The organism is Variovorax palleresanus, from assembly GCF_051144945.1.
Classification (GTDB): domain Bacteria; phylum Pseudomonadota; class Gammaproteobacteria; order Burkholderiales; family Burkholderiaceae_C; genus Variovorax; species Variovorax paradoxus_S.
Window position 1 is genome coordinate 3,372,494 of the sequence record NZ_JBJNVP010000002.1, and the last position, 19,845, is coordinate 3,392,338.

The window sequence follows — 19,845 nt, forward strand, 5'->3', positions numbered from 1 at the left end:
AGATCAGAGCCAGTAAACAACGCGGCGGCGGTACTTGATGAAGAGCAGTGTGGACCCAACAACGCTCACCGCGGTCCACGCCAGGATGCCGAACCAGCTGTGCATCTCCGCCACGCCGCCCATCAGCGGCGTACGCAGCAGATCAAGCATTTGTGCAAAAGGGTTCCACAAAACGTATTGGGCGCGTTGCGGCAGGCTTTCGGGCAGCCAAAAAACCGGTGTCAGGAACATCAGCATCTGCATGATGCTGTTCACGATCTGCGTCACGTCGCGAAAACGGGTGCAGATCAGCCCAAGCAGCAGGCCGATCGCATGTGCATTGATGACCGCGATCACCATCGCGGGAACGATCAGCAGTGCCGACCAAGACAGCGAAATGCCCGCCCAGAGAGCGACCGGCACATACAGGATGATCTGGTGGGCAAACTGGATCAGGTTGCGCGCAATGCTTCGCCAGACAAAAAGGCTGATCGGAAAGTAGCCCTGCTTCAGGTAGTTGGACGAGCCCACGAACGCGTTGCACGCTTCGGAGACCACGCTGGAAAAAAAGGCCCAGAAGATGATTCCGAGTGCAAGGTGAGGAAAGAACTTTGAAAGTTCCGTGCCGAAAAGCGAGCTATAGAGCGGACCCATGCCGCCAATCATTGCTCCCATGCTCAGCGTGAGCCAGAGCGGGCCGAGCATCGAACGCCGATAGCGAAGAACGATGTCAAACCAGGCCAGCGTCCACCAGATGTCGGTGCGGCGCGTCCCTTCCCACCAGTCGGATAGGGCGCTACGGTGGAGATTTGAGTGAATTTCTTGGGTCATGCGCGTCCGTAGGTGTCTGCGAGCCTGACGATATCGTCCTCGCCAAGGTAAACACCGCACTGGACTTCGATAAGCACCAATAGTTCTTCGCCGATGTTGGTCAAACGATGTTTCTCCTTCAATGGGATATGGCGGTATTCGCCCGGCCCGGTGACATGTTCGATGTCGCCGATCTGCACGATGCCCCGCCCTTGCACCACCACCCAATGCTCGGAGCGCTGGTGGTGATACTGCAAAGACAGCGATTCTCCGGGTTTGACCGTGATTCGCTTGACCTTGTAGCTATCTTCTTCCTTGAGTGTTGCATAGGTGCCCCATGGGCGGTGCACCACGGAGGGCAGATGAACCGCCTCGTGCTTGCGAGACTTCAGCGTGTCGACGATCTTTTTGACTTCCTGGGCGCTGTTCTTGTGGGCAACCAGCAGCGCGTCGGGAGTGTCGACAATGACGAGGTCGTGAACGCCCAGCGTCGCCACCAGTTTCGGAATATGGCTGTCGACCTGCACATGGGTGCCGGTGGTGTCGATCGCCACGACGTCTGATGGCATGGTGTTGCCGCTCGCATCTTGGGGCTGGGCTTTTGCCACCGCAGGCCAGGAGCCCACGTCGCTCCATTGGAACTTGGCCGGAACCACGTGCACGTTGTCGGCCGGCTCCATCACTGCGTAGTCGATGCTGATGTCGGGCTGGAGTCCGAAGGCATGCAAATCGAACTGGATGGTGTTGCCTTGGTGCGCCGAGCTCTTCAGCGCTTTTTTGGCGGCGTCCAGCAGTTCGGGCGCGTACTTCTCAAAGGCGGCCACTATGGCGTTTGCCGTGAAGCAGAACATCCCGCTGTTCCAGTAATAGCGTCCGGTAGCCAGATACTCCTGTGCGGTCTGCAAATCAGGCTTCTCGACAAAGCGCTTGGCCGGTTGACTCGACCGCGAGACCTGGGCCACTTCGATATAGCCGAAGCCGGTGTCCGGACTCGTCGGGCTGATGCCGAATACAACCAGCGCTCCTTGCGTGGCAAGTTTGAAAGCCTGACTGGCACTCGCGACGAAGGCTTCGACATCGGGCACGAGGTGATCGGCGGACAGCACGAGCATCACGGTTTCGCCACCGAATTTCTCGATGCATTGCAGCGCCGCGAGCGCGATGGCGGGACCCGTATTGCGGCCCTTCGGCTCGAGAAGCAGCGTGGCGTCCGGCGGGTCGGCCATTTGGCCCAGCACGTCCTTGGTCAGGAAGAGATGATCCTTGTTCGTAACAATCATCAGATCACCGGTGCCGCAGGCTTGGCCGCGTTCGATGGCCTGCTGCAGCAGCGTAGAGCCGCCCAGCTTCATAAAAGGTTTTGGAAACGCCTGCCGTGATGCTGGCCAAAGTCGGGAGCCTGCCCCCCCCGAGAGCACAACTGAAAGTACGTGCATTTTTTATAGGAGTGTGAAGAAGGGGATAATTTTACCGGCCTTGCTCCAAAGGGCCCGTAACCAGTGGAAGCCTCTATTTTTGTGACCTCGAGCAATGTTCAGTAAGCCCACGCTGCCAGCCGCGCAGCCCCATATTCGGCGAAGAGGGCTTGAAAACGGCTTGAGCAGTGCGCAGCTTCAACGCCGGATCGCCTTGCTCGAGCACGAGACGCAGTCCCTCGAAACGCGGTTATTGGAGATGCAGCAGTCCACCAGTTGGCGCATCACGGCGCCGCTGCGCTGGGCCAGCCGGTATCTTCAGCGGGTCGTGCGCGGTGCACCCTTGCCGCAGGTCGAAGAACGAGGAGATTACGCGGATTGGGTCGAGCGTTACGACAGGATCGATCTGGCCGACACCGATCGCAGGCGCCGCGAAATCGATGCATCGCCGAAACGCCAGCGTTTGCTGCTGCTGCCCGCAGGCGAACTGAGCGAAGGCACACTCGACGCGCAGTTGTACAGCGAATGGACGCAAATGCCGGCCGGATCCTTGCCCCAGGGCTTCAATGCGGCGGCCTCCGCCGACTGGGTCATCTGGATCGAACCAGGCTGCACATTGCCGTCGCATGCACTCTGGGTCATCGCCCAACAGAGCACTGCGCACCCCGAGGCCCGCCTGATCTATGCCGATGAAGACGAGCTGGATGCGAACGGTCGGCGCATCAATCCTTTTTTCAAGCCCGACTGGAATCCGGACCTTTTCCTCAGCCGCAATCTCTTTGCTTCGTGGGTTGCCATCGAGGCCCACCTGTTCGATGAATCCGGCGGAGTTCGTGCGGAGCTGCCGCCCCCCGAGCAGGGCTATGACCTCGCGCTGCGCTGTGTGGAGCGGGTTGGCAGCGAGCAGATACGCCACATCCCATACGTGCTCGCCCACCGCCGTGCTTCTGAGGTCGAGTTCGGTGGTCGGCCTGGAGGCGTTGCCGTATTGAATGCCCATTTCATGCGAACGGCCACCGCAGCCAGGGCCGAGGCCACGCAGTTTGGCTATCGCACCCGTTATGCGTTGCCATCTTCGCCGCCGCTGGTTTCGCTGATCATCCCGACGCGCAACGCGCTGCCGCTGGTACGGCAGTGCATCGAGAGCATCGTGCTCGAGACAGACTATCCGAACTACGAAATTCTTCTGGTCGACAACGGATCGGACGACCCTGAAGCGCTTGCCTACTTCGCCGCGCTGAATGCGCAGCAGGGCATCACCGTCATCCGTGACGATCGTGCGTTCAACTATTCGGCGCTGAACAACGCGGCAGTTGCGAGGGCGCAGGGCGAACTTGTCGCGCTGCTCAACAACGACATTGAGGTCATCTCGCCCGGCTGGCTCGCGGAGATGGTGTCGATTGCCTTGCAGCCGGGAGTGGGCGCTGTCGGCGCGAAGCTGCTTTATCCCGACACGACTGTCCAGCACGGGGGCGTGATTCTGGGTGTCGGCGGCATCGCAGGCCACGCCCACAAGCACTTGGCTCGTTCGGATCCCGGCCATGGCGGGCGTGCGCAGCTTGCGCAGTCTTTCAGCGCCGTGACTGCCGCCTGCCTGGTTGTGCGCAAGGCGCTTTACGAGCAAGTGGGAGGACTCGACGAGGAACACCTCACGGTGGCCTTCAACGACATCGACTTCTGCCTGCGCCTTCGCGAAGCCGGTTACCGCAACGTCTGGACGCCTGAGGCCGAACTGTTCCATCACGAATCGGCGACGCGTGTTTCGGATTTCTCCGGGCCGGCGCTGCAGCGCTTTCTTCGTGAAGAGCAGTTCATGCGCCGGCGCTGGGGCGCGCTGCTGAAGGCCGACCCCGCTTACAACCCCAACCTGAGCCTCGCCGCCGAGGATTTCAGCTACGCTTGGCCGCCCCGAACCCCTTGGCTCCCCCCTTCGACATGACAGCAGGCCCGAACGCCGCCGCGCCAACACCCCCCTTTGTTTCCGTCGCCCTTTGCACCCACAACGGCGCGCGTTTCCTGCGCGAACAGGTGCGAAGCATCTGCCTGCAGACCTTGCCACCGGTGGAAATCGTGCTGTCCGACGACGCATCGACTGACGGCTCGGTGGAGGTGGTGCGCGCTGCGGTGGCCGAGTGCGCAGCCGAGCGGCCGGAGCATCCTGTGGCCCTGCGCATTTTCGAGAACAGGCCGGCGTTGCGCGTGGTCAAGAACTTCGAGCAGGCGATCGGCGCCTGCACCAGCGGCCTCATCGCGCTCAGCGACCAGGACGACGTCTGGCTCCCTGACCGCCTCGCGCAGATGGTGCCGCTTTTCGAACGCGATCCGAAGCTGCTGCTCTTGCACACCGATGCACGCCTGGTCGATGCCGAACGTCGCGACCTGGGCCATACGCTTTTTCATGCGCTCGAGGTCACGCCATCCGAAATCGAGCGCATCCATGGCGGAAACGCATTCGACGTGTTCCTTCGGCGCAACCTCGTGACCGGCGCGACCACGGTGTTTCGCCGCTCGCTGCTCGAGCACGCACTGCCCCTGCCAGTCGAATGGGTGCACGACGAATGGCTGGGAATCATCGCCTCGGCCATCGGGCGAGTCGACCTGCTGGAGCAGCCGCTGATCGACTATCGCCAGCACGAGTCGAACCAGATCGGGGCGCGGCGCGACACCTTTGCAGCCAAGGTGCGAAAGGCCCTGGCTTCCAGGGGCAGCACGCACGTCGAGCGGGCCTTCAAGGCCGAATTGCTCCTCGCGCGGCTGCAGGAATTCGGAGACGCGGTCTCGCCAGAGATTCTCGCGAAGGTGCGCAGCAAGATCGAACATCAGCGCTTTCGCGCCGCGTTGCCCGCATCGCGGATCGCCCGTTGCCTGCCGATCCTTCGCGAAGCCATGACCGGGCGCTACGACAAGTTCGGCCGCGGCTTTCGGGGTGTGGTTCGCGATCTGTTCGAATCTGTGTAGGCTCGCCTGCCACCGAACCGCGTTCTTCCAGAAAAACAATGACCCCAATGAATTCCTCTCCAACATCCGTCGCCAGCGGCACCGGGGTTGCGCCCACCGTGGTGGTGATCATCCCGTTCTACAACGGCGCCGATTTCATCGAGCGTTCGGTTCGCAGCGTGTTCGAACAGTCCGTGCCGGCGAACGAAGTGATCGTGGTCAACGACGGCTCCCGGCCTGAAGAGCGCGCGGCGCTTGACACACTCGCGGCCCGTTATCCCTTCCGCATCCTGGACAAGGAGAACGGCGGCCAGGGCTCGGCGCGCAACGCCGGAGTGGCTGCTTCCACGTCCGAGTACATCTGCTTTCTCGACCAGGATGATTTTTATCTGCCTAATCACATTGAGATACTGGTCGAAGCGATTCCCGCTAAGGAGGCGCGGTTCGGCTTTGTCTATGCGGATCTCTACGAGGCCGATGCGGACGCCAATGTGGTCCGGACTGGTGTGGTCAAGCTGGGCGCCAAATCGCACCCCAAAACGGATCTCTTCGACCTGCTGCGCCACGACATGTTCGTCCTGCCATCGGCCAGCCTGATCAGCCGAACCGCCTTCGATGCTGTTGGAGGGTTCGATCCGCAGTTCACGGGGTATGAAGACGATGATCTTTTTCTGAGGATCTTCAGGAAAGGCTACACCAACCATTTCGTCGATCGGGCCGTGACGGTCTGGTGCATCCACACCGCCAGCACTTCGTTCGGCGTTCGCATGGTCCGCAGCCGTTTCAGGTATTTCATGAAGCTGGCCGCGGCCTTTCCGGACGAGCCGCGGCGCTCGCTGTACTACCTGCGCGATTACCTGGTGCCGCGTTTCCAGGCGTACTTCGTCGACCACGCGATCGATTCGGCCAAGCACGACAACGAATACCGCGCCGAGATGCTCGACATCCTGGAGCAGTACGCCACGGTGGTCCTCGCCAATCCATCGGTGGGCCGCAAGTCCAAGCTCAAGCTGCGCATGGTCATCTTCCTGCTGCGCCGCGTTTCGCCTTCGACGGTGGCGGCGATCGGTTCCCTGACCAAGGTGCCGGGGCTGCGCACGGTCAGGCGCCTGCTCGACTGATGGCGCCTGGTGTCCGGGCGAACTGAGCGGCCGACCTTGCCTTCATCGGCCGTGGCGCTCGAGCAGGATGTCGTCGAGGTAGGGCAATGTCCGAGCGTAGTCCGATCGAAAATGGTCGCGATCTTTGTACACCGGCGTCCCGTCGGCCAGTGCCCGGATGCAGTGATTCTCGGGGCACAGGAAAGGCAGCGGATCAACAATCGATGCACCGCTGCTGTTGGCGATCTCGGCCATGCGCTGGTTGAGGTTGTTCTGCGTTGTGCGAAGCGCAATGTGAGGGGTCATCCGCCCGACGTGCATGGTGCCGAGCCGATGGCCGCTGATCAGATGCTCGGGACTGAATTCCAGCCCGATCGGGTTGTCCAGCAGCAGGTAGACCTTCTTCCTCGAAGCGATGCGTTTCAGCAGAATCTCCAGCGAGGCCAGCGATGCGTCCACCCCGCTGCCTTCGCGGAAGAGGAGTTTTTGTGGGCCTGCGCGGAAGTAGAACCCTTCTTCGCTGAGCGCGCCCGTGGCCGGCTGGGCCTGGTCCATGAAATAGCAGTTCCAGCATCCCCCGATCACGACGGTGTCGACATCGTCGGTCAAAGCGTAATCGATGAAGGCCGTTCGCAACTCGTCGCAGCCCGGCGTGGCATCGCGAAAAATACCCGGAACGAAAGGACATCCCGGTGCGGTTGCGAACGTGATCGAGTTCAGCTGCTGCGCTGGATCCTTCGCCAGTTGTGCGGCACGGATCGCATATTGCTGGACGTGGCTGTCGCCCATGATCAAGACACGCTCCTTGCCGGAGCCAACCCGAAAGACGGTCTGTCCGCTTTTCAGTTTTGCCGGGGTTAGGCCCTCCCCGAACACCCAGTTCTTTCGTGCCGCCTCGACCGTGTCGAAGTAAGAGTCGTCCAGGCGGCCTGTGAGCCGGCTCGTCAGAGCGAAGACACCGAGCACAGCCAAGCAGGCCACGGCTGCGCCGAGCGTGCGCACCATGCGCGGCGCTGACGAGGCCCGTGCCGGGCGTTCGACAAATCGGTAGGTGATCCAGGCCAGCAGAACCGCTGTCGCCAACAGAAAGGCGCGCAGGGCTTCGGATGGCAGGCCACCTTCCACGATGCGCGCGAACACGAGCAACGGCCAATGCCAAAGGTAGAGCGGATAACTGATCAGGCCGATCCACACCATCGGCCTGGAGGCGAGCACGTAGCGGTTGAGCACGCCGGTCGGGCCGGCCGCAATGCAGTAGAACGCACCCAGCGTGGGCAGGATGGCCCAGAACCCCGGAAAAGCCTTGTTGCCGCGGATGTAGGCGAGACCCAGGCCGATCAGCACCAGCCCGGCAATCGACTGCGCATGGCGGCCCCAGCCCGGCTTAGGCAGGGGCCGGTGCAGCCGCATGTACGCCAGCATGCCGCCGATCATCAGTTCCCAGAAGCGCGACAGCGGCGAATAGAACGCCGCCGTGCGGTGGCTGTGGATCGTCGAGACGTTCAACAGGAACGACAGGGCCGCCACGGCCCCCACGACCGCGAGCACGCGCCACTTGCGCTTCCACGCCAGGCCCAGCAGCACGGGCCAGAAGATGTAGAACTGCTCTTCGATGGCCAGCGACCAGAGATGCAGCAGCGGCTTGGTCTCGGCCGCATTGTCGAAGTAGCCGGCCTCGCTCCAGAAGGCGAAGTTCGAGACGAAGCCGGCACCCGCCGCCACATGCTTGCCGAGCTGCTCCCATTCGTGCGGCAGCAGCGCATACCAGCCGAAGGCAAAGGTTGCCGCCAGCACCAGGACCAGCGCCGGAAAGATGCGCTTCACCCGCCGCGCGTAGAACTCGCGGTAGCTGAATCCGTCGCCCTCGAAGCTGCCCAGGATGATCGTCGTGATCAGGAAACCCGAGATGACGAAGAAGATGTCGACACCGATGAAGCCGCCCTTGATCCACTGCGGAAACGCGTGGTAGCCGAGCACCGAAAGCACCGCGACGGCGCGCAGGCCGTCGATGTCGGGTCGGTATTTGGGGTGAACCAGGTGGGCGTGTTCCTGCGGGGATGTCGGGCTGCTGGTTGTCGTCATCGTTGTCGTGTGGGATGGGAAAGCGGCTCTGCTGCGGGCTTCCCGGCCCCGGATTGTCTTCGCAAACGCAGAAGCGCCTTTTTCAGGGCTGGCGAGGGCGCGCCCGCAGGTAGCGCCAGAACACCGCCGAGCTCCACACCTTTATCAGGCTGGTCACGTGCCAGTAAAGGTGCTTCTTGCTGCTGCGGCTGGCGCGCTGGGCCTCGTGGCGTGCGAGCAGGTCTTCCCCCACCTGCAGCTTCCAGCCTGCCAGCTGGGTCCTTGCGCAGATGTCGAAGTCTTCGCCGTACATGAAGAAACGTTCGTCGAAGCCGCCGATCTGGCGGTAGGCGTCGCTTCGAAACAGCATGAACAGGCCCGGAATCCAGGCCGGCACCGCCGGGCGCACATAACCGGGCTTGCGCCGGGTGAGGATCTCGAGCGGCGTGATGATCGCGCGGTGCTGCTCGGGGGTGCGCTTGCCCGGCTCCAGAATGCGCGGCGTCAAGAGGCCGGCATCCGGCGCGGCCTGTGCGAGCAGCGGGGCCAGCACGTCGCCATCGAAGCGGATGTCCGGGTTGAGCACCAGGAACCATGGCGTGTCGCAGCGCTCGAACGCCTGGTTGTGGTTGGCCCCAAAACCCTTGGGGCTCGCGTTTTCGATGCGCTCGATGGCAAACCCCCATTCCAGGCCGGCCAGCAGGTCGGGTTCGGGGATGTTCAGCGTGAGCACTACCTTGGCGGTCGAGGCCCGGCTGAAGCGGTCGAGTTGCTCGAGCAGCGGCAGCACCAGCGCGAGCTGGCCGTGGCTGACGATCGAGACGGTGATCGGGGGTTGGGAGGGGGAGGGCGCTGGCATGGTCTAATTTCGCTCGGGAATTCTAGGGTTCCCCAACACCCACACATGATTGCTCTGATCGTCATCAGTTTTTTCGTCTCCGCCTTTGCGGTCCAGCTGTTCATGCGCCGCGCGCGCAGGCATGCCCGGCTCTACGGCACCGACATGCCCCAGCGCTTCCACAGGGGGCACGTGCCGCGGCTCGGCGGGGCGGGCATCCTGCTCGGCATGGGCGCGGCCTGGCTGGCTTCCGGCATCACCGGGACGGATCCGTTCAACGTGTCCTGGCCGGTCAAGACGTCGATGCTCACGCTGCTGTGCATTGCGCCGGCGGTGCTCGCGGGCATCGTCGAAGACGTCACCCAGAACGTCAGGGTGCGCTACCGGCTGGGGCTCACCATCGGATCCGCCTTGCTCGCCTGCTGGGTGCTCGGGCTCAGCCTGTCGCGCACCGGCATCGAGACGGTCGACGGGTGGCTGGCCATGGTTCCGTATGGCGCCGTGCTGTTCGCGGCCCTGGCCATCGGAGGCCTGCCGCATGCCTTCAACATCATCGACGGCTACAACGGCCTCGCGGGCACCGTGGCGGTGCTGGTCTGCCTGGCCATTTCGCACGTGGCCCTGCAGGTGGGCGATCGCCAACTGGCGGCCATGATGGTGTGCCTGGTGGGCGCCACCGTCGGTTTCCTGATCTGGAACTATCCGCGCGGCAAGATCTTTGCCGGCGACGGCGGCGCCTACGTGTGGGGCATGGTCATTGCCGTGGCCTGCGTGACGCTGGTGCAGCGGCACCGCGTCGTTTCGCCGTGGTTCCCGATGCTGCTGCTGATCTACCCCGTGTGGGAGACGCTGTTTTCCATCTACCGCAAGTTGGCGCGCGGGCAGTCGCCCGGCACGGCCGATGCCCTGCACTTTCACCAGTTGATCTTCCGCCGCATCGTGCGGGTGGCATTTGCCGACGACGAAGCCCGGCAATTGCTTGCACGCAACAACAGGACTTCGCCGTATCTGTGGATGTTTGCGGCGCTGTCGGTGGTGCCGGCCGTGCTGTTCTGGAACAACACCATCGTGCTCATGCTGTTCTGCCTGCTGTTTGTCACGACCTATGTGGGCGCCTACCTCATGATCGTGCGCTTCAAGGTGCCGCGCTGGTTGCGCCCCTGACCGCGCTTTCTTTGCGAGAATTTCTTCTCATCGTCCTTCGCTTTGGAGCCTGATCGCCCATGACCGACCCCGTCCTCAACATCCCCCCGCGCGACAAGGCCGAGATCCTGGCCCAGGCCTTGCCGTACATCCGCAAGTTCCACGGCAAGACCATCGTCATCAAGTACGGCGGCAACGCCATGACCGACCCGGCACTGCAGGCCGACTTCGCGGAAGACGTGGTGCTGCTCAAGCTGGTCGGCATGAACCCGGTGGTGGTGCACGGCGGCGGCCCGCAGATCGAGGCGGCGCTCAACCGCCTGGGCAAGAAGGGCAGCTTCATCCAGGGCATGCGCGTCACCGACGCCGAAACCATGGAAGTGGTCGAGTGGGTGCTGGCCGGCGAAGTGCAGCAGGATATCGTGGGCCTGATCAACCAGGCCGGCGGCAAGGCCGTGGGCCTGACCGGGCGCGACGGCGGCATGATCCGGGCGCAAAAGCTCAAGATGGCGGACCGCTCTGACCCCAACCTGCACCATGACGTGGGCCAGGTGGGCGACATCGTCTCCATCGACCCCAGCGTGGTCAAGGCACTGCAGGACGACGCCTTCATCCCCGTCGTCAGCCCCATCGGCTTTGGCGAGGAGAACGAGAGCTACAACATCAATGCCGACGTCGTCGCCGGCAAGCTCGCCACCGTGCTCAAGGCAGAGAAGCTCATGCTCCTGACCAACACCCCCGGCGTGCTCGACAAGGACGGCAAGCTGCTCACCAACCTGAGCGCACGCGAAATCGACGACCTGTTCGCGGACGGCACCATTTCTGGCGGCATGCTGCCCAAGATCGAGGGCGCGCTCGATGCGGCCAAGAGCGGCGTGAACGCGGTGCACATCATCGACGGCCGCGTGCCGCACGCCATGCTGCTCGAAATTCTGACCGACCAGGCCTACGGCACGATGATTCGCGCGCGCTGAGGGCGCTTCCGGGCTGGTGGGCCGTCGGATCTAGCCGTTCACCCTGGCAACCGCGGGTTTCCGGCCCAGGAATTCGAAGCCCGCGGCGCCAACTTCCTGCACCGACTGGGGCAGCTTTTCGAAATCGGTCCAGAGGGGCGTGCTGCGCAGCGAGGGATCGCGCCACAAGTCCACGAGTTCGCCCGTGGAGGCATCCCGGAAGCGCTCGGCGGCTTCGTCGGACACGTTGGCGCGAAGCGCCTGCTCGCACTCCGACGCGAGCCAGCTGACGGCGTGGTTGGGCGAAAAATTCTCCGACACCCGGACTCGCTCGGCTTCGAACTCCCGAAACCACTGCTCCAGCCCGTACCGGGTGCAGTTGAAGAAGTGCCACGGCCGTTCGTGCAGCGGCTGCATGAACGCGGTCCGAACCAGGATGCGGCCACCGGGCTTCAGTACCCGCAGGAGCTCCGCCGCCACCTTCTGCGGTTCGCGATAGTGCTCGAAGGCGTTCATGACGATCGCCGCGTCGAAGACTCCGTCGTCGAACGGGAGCACGTGGGCGTCCGCAACCACGTCCGTATGCCTGAACAGGCTGTACTCGACCTCGACCACGTTCTCGATTTTCTCCTGCGAGCCTCCGCCGCTGAGATTCAGGACCCATCCCTTGGTGCTCTTTGCAAGCTTCAGAGCTTCGGGCGGCAGCGGGTTGCTGACATGATCGACGGGCTTCACCTCGGGCTCGCCGAGTTCCTCGCAAAGAACCGGTCGGCCTTGGAAGATGGGCCAGGTCCTCCAGCCGTCCACGGTCACCAGGGTGCCCCGCTCCGCGTCGTGCGCCAACTTGAGTCCCGTCTTGGGACAGCGAAGTATCGGAAGCAGCGTTTGAAGCCGCGACTTCACAGTGTCGTCGCCCAGGCGCACCTGCAGGGCCGGCGGTTTGCGGGCAAGCCGCTCGTCGATCAGCGACACCCAGGGATGCTGGGCCTTGAAGTTCTCGATCAGGCGGCGATAGTTCTCTGGAACCGTCGTCTCGGCCTTGATCATCGAACCCGCATGCACGCGGTAGTCCGCGAGCGTTTGCGGTTCCCGGAATCCGCGCTGGCCTTGCTCGGCGAGCCGGCACCAGAAGTCGTAGTCCTCCCATCCGTGGCGAACGTGGTTGTAGCCACCGACGATCGCCCACGCTTCCTTCGAGACGAGCGCCATTGCGTCGATGTAGTTGCCCGCCACGAAGCGCTGCGGCTCGTAGGAGGCTTCGCCGAGCATGGCGCTGGAGGCGCCGAAGTGCTGGATGGTCGGATAGACGAATGCGACGCGCTCGGCGCGGAGGGCGCGGCGCAGTTCTTCGCAGCACTTTGCCCGCAGCCGGTTGTCCGCGTCCAGGGGAAGCACGTAGCAACTGTCCGCCAGATGGAAGCCAGCGTTGCGCGTCAAGCCCAGGCCGCAGTTCGACTCATGCTGCGCGACCACCACGCGGTTGAAGCGCGTGGCGTGCTGCCGGACCCATGCCAGCACTGTGTTCAGCGAATCGTCGGTCGAGCAGTCGTCCACCACCACGAGGTCCAGTACCGCCAGTGTCTGTGCCCGGACGGATTCCAGTGCTTCGGTGATGAACTGTTCGTAGTTGTAGAGCGGAATGACGACCGAGACCTCTGCGAGCTCGCTCTCGCCGGCCCTGTGTTCGAACAGCACTTTCAGAGGCATCAGGCTGGGCCGGCGAACCGGCGCCGAGCGAACGCGTGCGTCGAGCGCAAAGGCCCGTGCGGCCAGGGCGTCGCCTTGCAGCTGGTCAAGCACGCGGCCGAACTGCGCGGCGCGCTGCAGAGGTCCATACGAAGCCATGGCGCGCAGGAAGGCCGCCGAACCGATGCTCGCCCTGAGCGCCTGGTCCCCGGCAAGGGTTGAAAGGTAGTGATACCAGTCGTCGGCGGTGGTCGCCAGAAAACCCGAGACGCCATGTTCCATCGCCCGCGTGAAGGGGCCGGTCGGAGAAGCGATGGTCGGAACATCGACCAGCGCGGCTTCGAAGAATTTCAATTCGCTCTTGGCTTCGCAGAATGGATTGCCGAATTCGAGCGGCGCAATGTTGATGTCGAAGCGCGCTATTTCCCGCGGCAGCGTTTCCAGTGTCTGGAAGGGCCGCCACTCGATGCGGTGCTCCAGGCCGGCCATCGCGGGGTATTCCTCCACGTCGACCAGGCGCATGCCCGATTCGGTCTGGAACAGCACCAGGCGGCACAGCTCGTTTTCGCGGAGCAGGCGCGCAATCGCCTCGATGGCAAGCCCCAGGTCGCGCTGATGCGTTCGCGATCCGCCGGCGTAGCCGATCCGCACCAGGTTGTCGGGCCGCGCGCTACGCCATTGCGTTGCACTGCGCCTGGACAGTTCGAAAGTCTGGTCGTCGAAACCATTCAACAACACATGGGTGGTCTTGCCCGCGCAGCGCATGTGGTAGGCCAGCTCCTGGGTGCTCGCAACGCACACGTCGGCCGCGAGCATGGCCCTGCGCACGCTTGCGAAGAGCTCGCGCACCGCTTCTTCCGGGTGGGCGTTGGACCTGATGCCATCGATCACCTTGGTATCGGCCAGATCCGGTTCGATCATCAGGTCGTCGATGTCGAACACCACCTTCTTGCCTTGCGTATGCATCAGCCCTATGGCTTTTTCGAGAACGGGACTCCACTGAGTGCGCCAGAGGATCATCACGTCGTGCCTTGAAGTCAGCTGGAGCTGCGTTTCGAGCTGGTCCTGCCGCACCCACTCGGCCGCGACGCCATTCATGCGTGCTGCCTCCAGGTAGCGCGCCACGCGATATTGATGGCCTGGCGTATCCGCCTCGCCGGAAACGTAGAAGATCGAGAAGGCCCGGCTCGGCAACGGGGGCAGAACCGAGTCTTCCTTGTCGTCCCCGCGCAGGCCGGCGCGCCGGCCTTCCCGCGCACCGACCAGCATGTAGTGAAGCAGAGGATTGAAGCCCGCTGCGTCCGCGTAGTGCGCTGTGTATTCGGAGCCGGAGAACCACGGACCAGGGTCGCGACCTTCGCTTGCACCGTAGGCGACGTAGTGTTCCGCAGGGTCTACGCCAGAGGTCGCCACGTCGGGGTAGGTGTTCAGATACCAGTCCCGATCGAAGTAGGGTGAGAATCTAACGGTCTCTACTGTCGCAAGATCGACACGCCGGCCGGCAAGGCGCTTGGCAAGCAGCCGGAGACGCTTACGCATCTTGGCCTTCACCCTCAAAGAGGGATCGATCCGAAGGCGCGTAAAACGTTCGATCAGGGAGTTGGCGAAGTCTTTCCGTGCGAGCACCGCCCGCTTTTGAATAGTGATCTCTTCGCCGGCTTCCTTCAAATCTTCTCGCGCCTTGTTGAGGTCGGTTGCCAACTGGGTCACGACATTCCGTAGCTCCGCCACGCGCCTGCTTGCCTGCTCGTGTGCGAAGCTCGTCGCCCGAGCAGCAGCTTCCGCCTGGGCCGCCTTGGCTCCCGCATCGCCCGCCTGCTTTGTCAACGCCTCCAGTTGAGCGGCCTTATCGGCAACCTCATGGGACAACGCGATTACTTCACCCTCGGCGCGTGCGCGGGCTTCGGCTTCGGCGAGCCGGGCTGCCGCCACTTGGGCAAGTTCGGCTTCAACAGGGGCCCGAAGGGCATTGGTCTCATGGATGCGCTGATTCAGTTCGGCCGAACCGAGCTGCTCGCGTGTGGTGACGAACCAGCGCGCGCCCAGATGCGCAAAGCGGGTCCTGGCGGCATCTGCCTGTTCCGGTTCCAGGTTGCACAACGCCATGGCTGCCGCAGGTGCGTGCTTTCCGACCGCCAGGATGCCGAGGCCATGCCCATGCAGGAACTCGAAAGAGGGGTAGTTTTGTGACTGCTCTGCGAAAAAGCGGAAGACTCCGAAATTGCCACTGCGAACATTCGTGTCATGGAACAGGACCACGGCCTTGTCTGACAGCTTGGGAAGCCAGGTCTCGAAGTCGTGCTTGACCGCCTCGTAGGTATGGAAGCCGTCAATGTGAAGCAGGTCGATGGAGCCCTCGGGGAAATAGGGCAGTGCGTCGTCGAAGGTCGACTTGAGAAGTTCGGAGAACGAGCTGAAGTGCTTGTCGTGAAAATCACGGAGCTCGTAGTAGACCTGCGAGTCGAAATGTCCGGCGTGCTCGTCGCCGGCCCAGGTATCGACCGCGTAGCAGCGCGTCGCCGACTTGAGCCGGGCCACGGCTTCGCAAAAGGCGGCATACGACACGCCGTTGTGCGTGCCGAGCTCCACCAGCAAGCCTGGCCTGCATGCGGCCACGATCCAGAACGCAAACGGCGTATGGGTCCACCAGGCGCTCGCCTTGCCGAGCAGGTGCGGTGTCCAGAAGAGTGGATCCAGCACAGGGTGCGTCAGAACGTCGAGCGATTTGTCGATCGTCGGAAGAATGATGGTGGGTTCTTTCATTGTTCTCGCCCAGACGCGTCCGAGCCTCCGCTAGATTCGGTTTGATGAAACTGCCGGTGTCAGCGTGCGAGCTGCCAGCGTGGATCGACGTTGTTTGCCAACTGGGCGCCGGTGAGCCAGTCCAGCAGCACATTCGGGTTGTGATAGGGGTCGTTTTCGAAGCGATCGATCCACTTGGCGCTGGTGTAGTCCTGCTCGCGCCGGGCTCGCTTCTGCTTTTCTTCCGAAGCGTGGTCGTGTCCGCGCGACGCGCTTTCAAGGTGCAGCAGGGATGCAAATGGCGTGCAGATGTTGCGGTACCCCGCATCGCTCACCTTGAGGCAAAGGTCAACGTCGTTGAAGGCCACCGCCAGATGCTCGCCGTCAAATCCCCCGACCTGCTCGAACACCGCGCGGCGAACGGCGAGGCAGGCCCCGGTCACCGCCAGGTACCCTCGCGTGCCCGCAAGACGCCCGTCCACTCCGGAGTCCGTGGCGTCGTCTGTGCGGCACACATGCATTGCGAGCGGTCCGCGCTGCAGGATGACGCCGGCGTGCTGGACGGTGCCGTTGCCGTAGAGGAGCTTTGCGCCCACGCAGCCAATGTCCGGCCGCATGACTTCGCCAACCATTTCGCGCAGCCACCCGGCATCCAGCACTTCGATGTCGTTGTTCAGGAAAAGCAGCACCTCGCCAGTCGAAGCTTGTGCGCCTGCATTGTTGATGGCCGAAAAATTGAAAGGGCCGGGAACGCGCAGCACGCGAACGCGAGGATCACCGCGTAGTTCCGCGAACAAGGCCATGGTCGCCGGCTCGATGCTGTCGTTGTCGAGAATGATGACTTCGAAGTCGGGATAGTCGGTTTGCTCGAGCAAACCATTCAGGCAGGTCCTGACCAGGCTCGCACGGTCGCGGGTCGGCACAAGCACACTCACCCGGGGCGCAGGGTTGGGTAGCGGCCTGCGAACGTGGTTGACAAACTCCGCGATGGGCGACGGCCGAACATCGACTGCGGTCCCTGTCTGTTGGAAGGCCGCTGCCGAGGCGACCCGCCTGGCGGCCGCCGCGTAGGTCTCGATGGCGTCCGCGGTGTCGCGCGCATTCAGGACCGGTGGTATCCGCCGGTGATACAGCACCGAGGGCACATGACGGATCTGGCTGCAATGCAATGGCATGGCCACTCTGCAATGCAGATCGTAGAGTGCGGCCGGTTCGAACTCGGAGCCAAAACCCCCGGCGTCCAGAGCGTTTGCGCGCTTCATCACGCACAGGCCATCCAGCAGATCAAACCCCAGTTGCGCCTCCGGATCCCAAGCTGATTTGAACCGCGGCTTGCAGCGGATGCCGTCCTCGGTGATCCAGTCTTCGTCCGAATACACGACCACCGCCTCCGGCCGGTTTGCCAATGCGAGCTGCAGGGAGGAAACGGCTGACGGAGCGAGCCGGTCGCCTGCCAGGATCACTCCGAAAAAGGTTTCAGCCGAATGCTCCAGCGCGATTTTCAGCAACTCGGTGCGGCTTGCCGATGCGCCCGAAACGACGAGGCGAACATTGACCGAATCCTTGACGCACAGGAGCGCCGCGTTGACAGTTGCGGCACGCGAGGGCTGGCACGCCACCACCGCATCGAATCGATGGCACCATTGGACTGAAAGCGACGCCAACGAGTCGCGTAGTTCTTCGTCATCGCCGTTGTCAGCGATGGCGAAGCTGATGCCGTGCTGGTAGGGGAGACTCGCCAGTTCGATACCCAGCGCCGCCTTTTGCGCTTGCAGACACGATGCGCCTTCTTCAGTCCAGGCCCGGTATGCGTCATCCGCAAAAGATGGAAACCGGCGCGCTGCGGCCCAATGGGTATATCGTGCTTGATCGATAGACAAAGTCATTCTCCCAAGTGTTCAAAGGTGAAGCGGTAGCTGGGGTTCTCTGGCGTGCAGAAATCCCGTCGATTCAGAATACCGAGAGAAGCAGCTATGAAAGAGCTGCAGGGGGTAACAGGCTGTTTGAGCCTTGGCTTACTCGATACGGAGGTATGCGTTCGTTACCAGCGTAATCAATTCGAAGTACCGCAGCCTGAAGGACAACGCGCCGTTTTGATCCCAGCGCGTGCCTCGTCGGCTCTCGCTGCAATGCCGCCAATGTGGTCAGCGATCGATGGCTGCAGTGTCGTACCCGTTCGGGTTCCCCTGCTGCCACCGCCAACTGTCCGCGCACATCTGATCGAGCCCGCGTTGCGCACGCCAGCCCAATGTTGCTTCTGCGAGCGACGGATCGCCCCAGTACGCGGGCACGTCGCCCGGCCGGCGCGGGCCGATCTCGTAAGGCAGCATCCGCCCACTCGCGCGTTCGAACGCATGCACCACCTCGAGCACCGAGGCACCGCGGCCGGTGCCGAGATTCAACGTGACCAGGCCCGCTTGTTTCTCCGCGTACCGCAAGGCCTCGACGTGCCCCTCGGCCAGGTCCATCACGTGTACGTAGTCGCGCACGCCGGTGCCGTCGGGCGTCGGATAGTCGTTGCCGTGAATGAGCAGCTTGTCGCGCTGCCCCACCGCCACCTGGCACACGAAGGGCATCAGGTTGTTTGGCTTGCCTTGCGGATGTTCGCCGATGAGGCCGCTCTCATGCGCGCCCACTGGGTTGAAATACCGCAGCAGCGCAATGCGCCAGCTTGGCTCGGCGCGGTGCAGATCGATCAGCGCTTCTTCCACCATGCGCTTCGAGCGCCCGTAGGGGTTGGCCGGCCTGCAGGGCGCGTCTTCCGGAATGGGCGAATGGTCGGGTTCGCCGTACACCGTGGCCGACGACGAAAAAATCAGCGTATGGACGCCTGCCTGCTGCATCGCCGAGGCGAGCACCAGGCTTCCATGTACGTTGTTGTCGTAGTAGGTGAGCGGGTCGGCCACCGAGTCGCCGACGGCCTTGAGGCCCGCAAAATGGATCACGGCCGAGAAGCGTTCGTTGCCCAGCACGCCGTCTAGAAGAGCCCTGTCGCGCACGTCGCCCTCGATCAGCCGCGGCGCGCTGCCGGTGATCTGGCGCAACCGCTCCAGCACGCGGACGTCGCTGTTGCCAAGGTTGTCGAGAATGACCGGCGTGTATCCCGCAGTGGCCAGCGCCACGCAGGTGTGGCTGCCGATGAAGCCTGCACCTCCGGTCACCAGAACGCTGCCTTGGGCCATGTGAACTCTTTCCTGTTTGCAGAGCCTGATTCTGTACGAGCTTTTTGGGGATTGGTTTGCACGCGCTCACTGCAGGCGCCCCTGTGCGAGAATCAATTGATTACATCTTTGCACGCGCTCCCATGCAGAACGAAGAGACAAGCTATCCCGGCGTAGAAACCCAGACAGAGACGCTGACCACTGCCGCTCCGGTGCGAAAGCGACCCAAGCCTGGGGAGCGGCGCGTGCAGATACTGCAGGCGCTGGCGTCCATGCTCGAACAACCCGGCGCCGAGCGGGTGACGACCGCGGCACTGGCTGCGCGGCTGGACGTGAGCGAAGCTGCGCTCTATCGCCATTTCGCGAGCAAGGCCCAGATGTTCGAGGGCCTGATCGATTTCATCGAGCAAAGCGTCTTCACGCTGGTGAACCAGATCCTCGAGCGCGAGGGTGCAACGGGGGGCCAGCAGGCCGCAAGAATCCTGACGCTGCTGGTGCAGTTTGCCGAGCGCAACCCCGGCATGACGCGCGTCATGGTGGGCGATGCGCTGGTGTTCGAGAACGAGCGGCTCCAGCAGCGCATGAACCAGTTCTTCGACAAGATCGAAGCCACCTTGCGCCAGGTGTTGCGCGGCGCCGCCACGGCGGACGGCTCGACCACGCCCACGGTGGACGCCCAGGTGCGCGCTGCGGCGCTCACGGCCTTCGTGGTCGGCCAGTTGCAGCGCTTCACCCGCTCGGGCTTCCGACGCGCGCCTTCGGAGCATCTCGAAGCCACGATCGCGCTGATCGTCGGCTAAGGCGAGGCGCAGCCAGGTGGCGATCCTGGCGATCGGCCGCCTATCGAGACGACAGCTCGTTGCGATGCAGCTGACTAGCCCGCGCCCCAGCTGACCCGCGGCGGCCCGGGAGGGTACCCAGGGGATGGCGCGGGACCGCGCGCCGCACTCGACTTGCCTTGTTGCGAAGCGTACGATCAGTGCCCCCTTGCCGCTGAATCGCGGCGACAAGTCCGTGTTT

Annotated in this window: 13 protein-coding genes; 6 read left to right on the forward strand and 7 right to left on the reverse strand. The window is 63.2% G+C overall.

The features are described from left to right. Positions 1-3: 3 nt before the first annotated feature. Together ACJ7Z0_RS19660 and ACJ7Z0_RS19665 are read right to left on the reverse strand one after the other, a co-directional pair. Positions 4-810 carry an ABC transporter permease gene (locus ACJ7Z0_RS19660; RefSeq protein WP_434791175.1) on the reverse strand — a complete coding sequence of 269 codons (807 nt, stop codon included), beginning with the start codon at positions 808-810 and terminating at the stop codon, positions 4-6. Continuing rightward, positions 807-2,225, reverse strand: coding sequence for a mannose-1-phosphate guanylyltransferase/mannose-6-phosphate isomerase (locus ACJ7Z0_RS19665; protein ID WP_434791176.1), 1,419 nt, complete (start codon positions 2,223-2,225; stop codon positions 807-809). Before ACJ7Z0_RS19665 ends, ACJ7Z0_RS19660 begins: the two co-directional genes overlap by 4 nt. Positions 2,226-2,319: 94 nt before the next feature. Between ACJ7Z0_RS19665 and ACJ7Z0_RS19670 the strand changes: the two genes are divergently transcribed. From ACJ7Z0_RS19670 to ACJ7Z0_RS19680, 3 genes are read left to right on the forward strand one after another with little or no spacing between them, the layout of a single operon-like run. Further along, positions 2,320-4,143 (forward strand): glycosyltransferase family 2 protein, encoded by a 1,824-nt coding sequence (locus ACJ7Z0_RS19670; protein ID WP_434791177.1) that lies wholly within the window; start codon positions 2,320-2,322, stop codon positions 4,141-4,143. Continuing rightward, positions 4,140-5,162, forward strand: coding sequence for a glycosyltransferase family 2 protein (locus ACJ7Z0_RS19675; protein WP_434791178.1), 1,023 nt, complete (start codon positions 4,140-4,142; stop codon positions 5,160-5,162). Before ACJ7Z0_RS19670 ends, ACJ7Z0_RS19675 begins: the two co-directional genes overlap by 4 nt. A gap of 47 nt (positions 5,163-5,209) precedes the next feature. Next, on the forward strand, positions 5,210-6,262 hold the full coding sequence (locus ACJ7Z0_RS19680) for a glycosyltransferase family 2 protein (protein WP_434791179.1): 1,053 nt from the start codon (positions 5,210-5,212) through the stop codon (positions 6,260-6,262). A gap of 42 nt (positions 6,263-6,304) precedes the next feature. On the opposite strand, the gene ACJ7Z0_RS19685 is transcribed toward ACJ7Z0_RS19680, so the two are convergent. Together ACJ7Z0_RS19685 and ACJ7Z0_RS19690 are read right to left on the reverse strand one after the other, a co-directional pair. Further along, positions 6,305-8,323 (reverse strand): acyltransferase family protein, encoded by a 2,019-nt coding sequence (locus tag ACJ7Z0_RS19685; RefSeq protein WP_434791180.1) that lies wholly within the window; start codon positions 8,321-8,323, stop codon positions 6,305-6,307. Between the two features lie 82 nt (positions 8,324-8,405). Next, a complete protein-coding gene (locus tag ACJ7Z0_RS19690; RefSeq protein ID WP_434791181.1) occupies positions 8,406-9,161 on the reverse strand; it encodes a glycosyltransferase family 2 protein in 756 nt (251 codons plus the stop codon). 45 nt (positions 9,162-9,206) lie between these two features. On the opposite strand from ACJ7Z0_RS19690, the gene ACJ7Z0_RS19695 reads away from it, so the two are divergent. Continuing rightward, positions 9,207-10,304: a glycosyltransferase family 4 protein gene (locus ACJ7Z0_RS19695; protein ID WP_431125031.1), complete on the forward strand. Its 1,098-nt coding sequence runs from the start codon at positions 9,207-9,209 to the stop codon at positions 10,302-10,304. A 59-nt stretch (positions 10,305-10,363) separates the two neighbouring features. Beyond that, positions 10,364-11,257 (forward strand): acetylglutamate kinase, encoded by an 894-nt coding sequence (argB, locus tag ACJ7Z0_RS19700; protein ID WP_431125029.1) that lies wholly within the window; start codon positions 10,364-10,366, stop codon positions 11,255-11,257. Between the two features lie 30 nt (positions 11,258-11,287). Here the strand turns inward: argB and ACJ7Z0_RS19705 are convergent, their stop codons facing one another. From ACJ7Z0_RS19705 to galE, 3 genes are all read right to left on the reverse strand, one after another. After that, complete coding sequence (locus ACJ7Z0_RS19705) at positions 11,288-15,685, reverse strand: class I SAM-dependent methyltransferase (protein WP_434791182.1); 4,398 nt, start codon at positions 15,683-15,685, stop codon at positions 11,288-11,290. Between the two features lie 59 nt (positions 15,686-15,744). Further along, positions 15,745-17,544, reverse strand: a complete 1,800-nt coding sequence (locus tag ACJ7Z0_RS19710) for a glycosyltransferase (RefSeq protein ID WP_434791183.1) — start codon at positions 17,542-17,544, stop codon at positions 15,745-15,747. A gap of 264 nt (positions 17,545-17,808) precedes the next feature. Next, positions 17,809-18,846, reverse strand: coding sequence for a UDP-glucose 4-epimerase GalE (gene galE, locus ACJ7Z0_RS19715; RefSeq protein ID WP_434791184.1), 1,038 nt, complete (start codon positions 18,844-18,846; stop codon positions 17,809-17,811). Between the two features lie 122 nt (positions 18,847-18,968). Here galE and slmA point away from each other — a divergent pair, with 122 nt between their 5' ends. Next, positions 18,969-19,625, forward strand: a complete 657-nt coding sequence (gene slmA / locus ACJ7Z0_RS19720; protein ID WP_434791185.1) for a nucleoid occlusion factor SlmA — start codon at positions 18,969-18,971, stop codon at positions 19,623-19,625. Positions 19,626-19,845 lie beyond the last annotated feature (220 nt).

Coding starts and splice junctions, on each gene's coding strand:
- ACJ7Z0_RS19660 (WP_434791175.1), bottom strand. CDS start 810: ATGACCCAAGAAATTCACTCAAATCTCCACCGTAGCGCCCTATCCGAC.
- ACJ7Z0_RS19665 (WP_434791176.1), bottom strand. CDS start 2,225: ATGCACGTACTTTCAGTTGTGCTCTCGGGGGGGGCAGGCTCCCGACTT.
- ACJ7Z0_RS19670 (WP_434791177.1), top strand. CDS start 2,320: ATGTTCAGTAAGCCCACGCTGCCAGCCGCGCAGCCCCATATTCGGCGA.
- ACJ7Z0_RS19675 (WP_434791178.1), top strand. CDS start 4,140: ATGACAGCAGGCCCGAACGCCGCCGCGCCAACACCCCCCTTTGTTTCC.
- ACJ7Z0_RS19680 (WP_434791179.1), top strand. CDS start 5,210: ATGAATTCCTCTCCAACATCCGTCGCCAGCGGCACCGGGGTTGCGCCC.
- ACJ7Z0_RS19685 (WP_434791180.1), bottom strand. CDS start 8,323: ATGACGACAACCAGCAGCCCGACATCCCCGCAGGAACACGCCCACCTG.
- ACJ7Z0_RS19690 (WP_434791181.1), bottom strand. CDS start 9,161: ATGCCAGCGCCCTCCCCCTCCCAACCCCCGATCACCGTCTCGATCGTC.
- ACJ7Z0_RS19695 (WP_431125031.1), top strand. CDS start 9,207: ATGATTGCTCTGATCGTCATCAGTTTTTTCGTCTCCGCCTTTGCGGTC.
- argB (WP_431125029.1), top strand. CDS start 10,364: ATGACCGACCCCGTCCTCAACATCCCCCCGCGCGACAAGGCCGAGATC.
- ACJ7Z0_RS19705 (WP_434791182.1), bottom strand. CDS start 15,685: ATGAAAGAACCCACCATCATTCTTCCGACGATCGACAAATCGCTCGAC.
- galE (WP_434791184.1), bottom strand. CDS start 18,846: ATGGCCCAAGGCAGCGTTCTGGTGACCGGAGGTGCAGGCTTCATCGGC.
- slmA (WP_434791185.1), top strand. CDS start 18,969: ATGCAGAACGAAGAGACAAGCTATCCCGGCGTAGAAACCCAGACAGAG.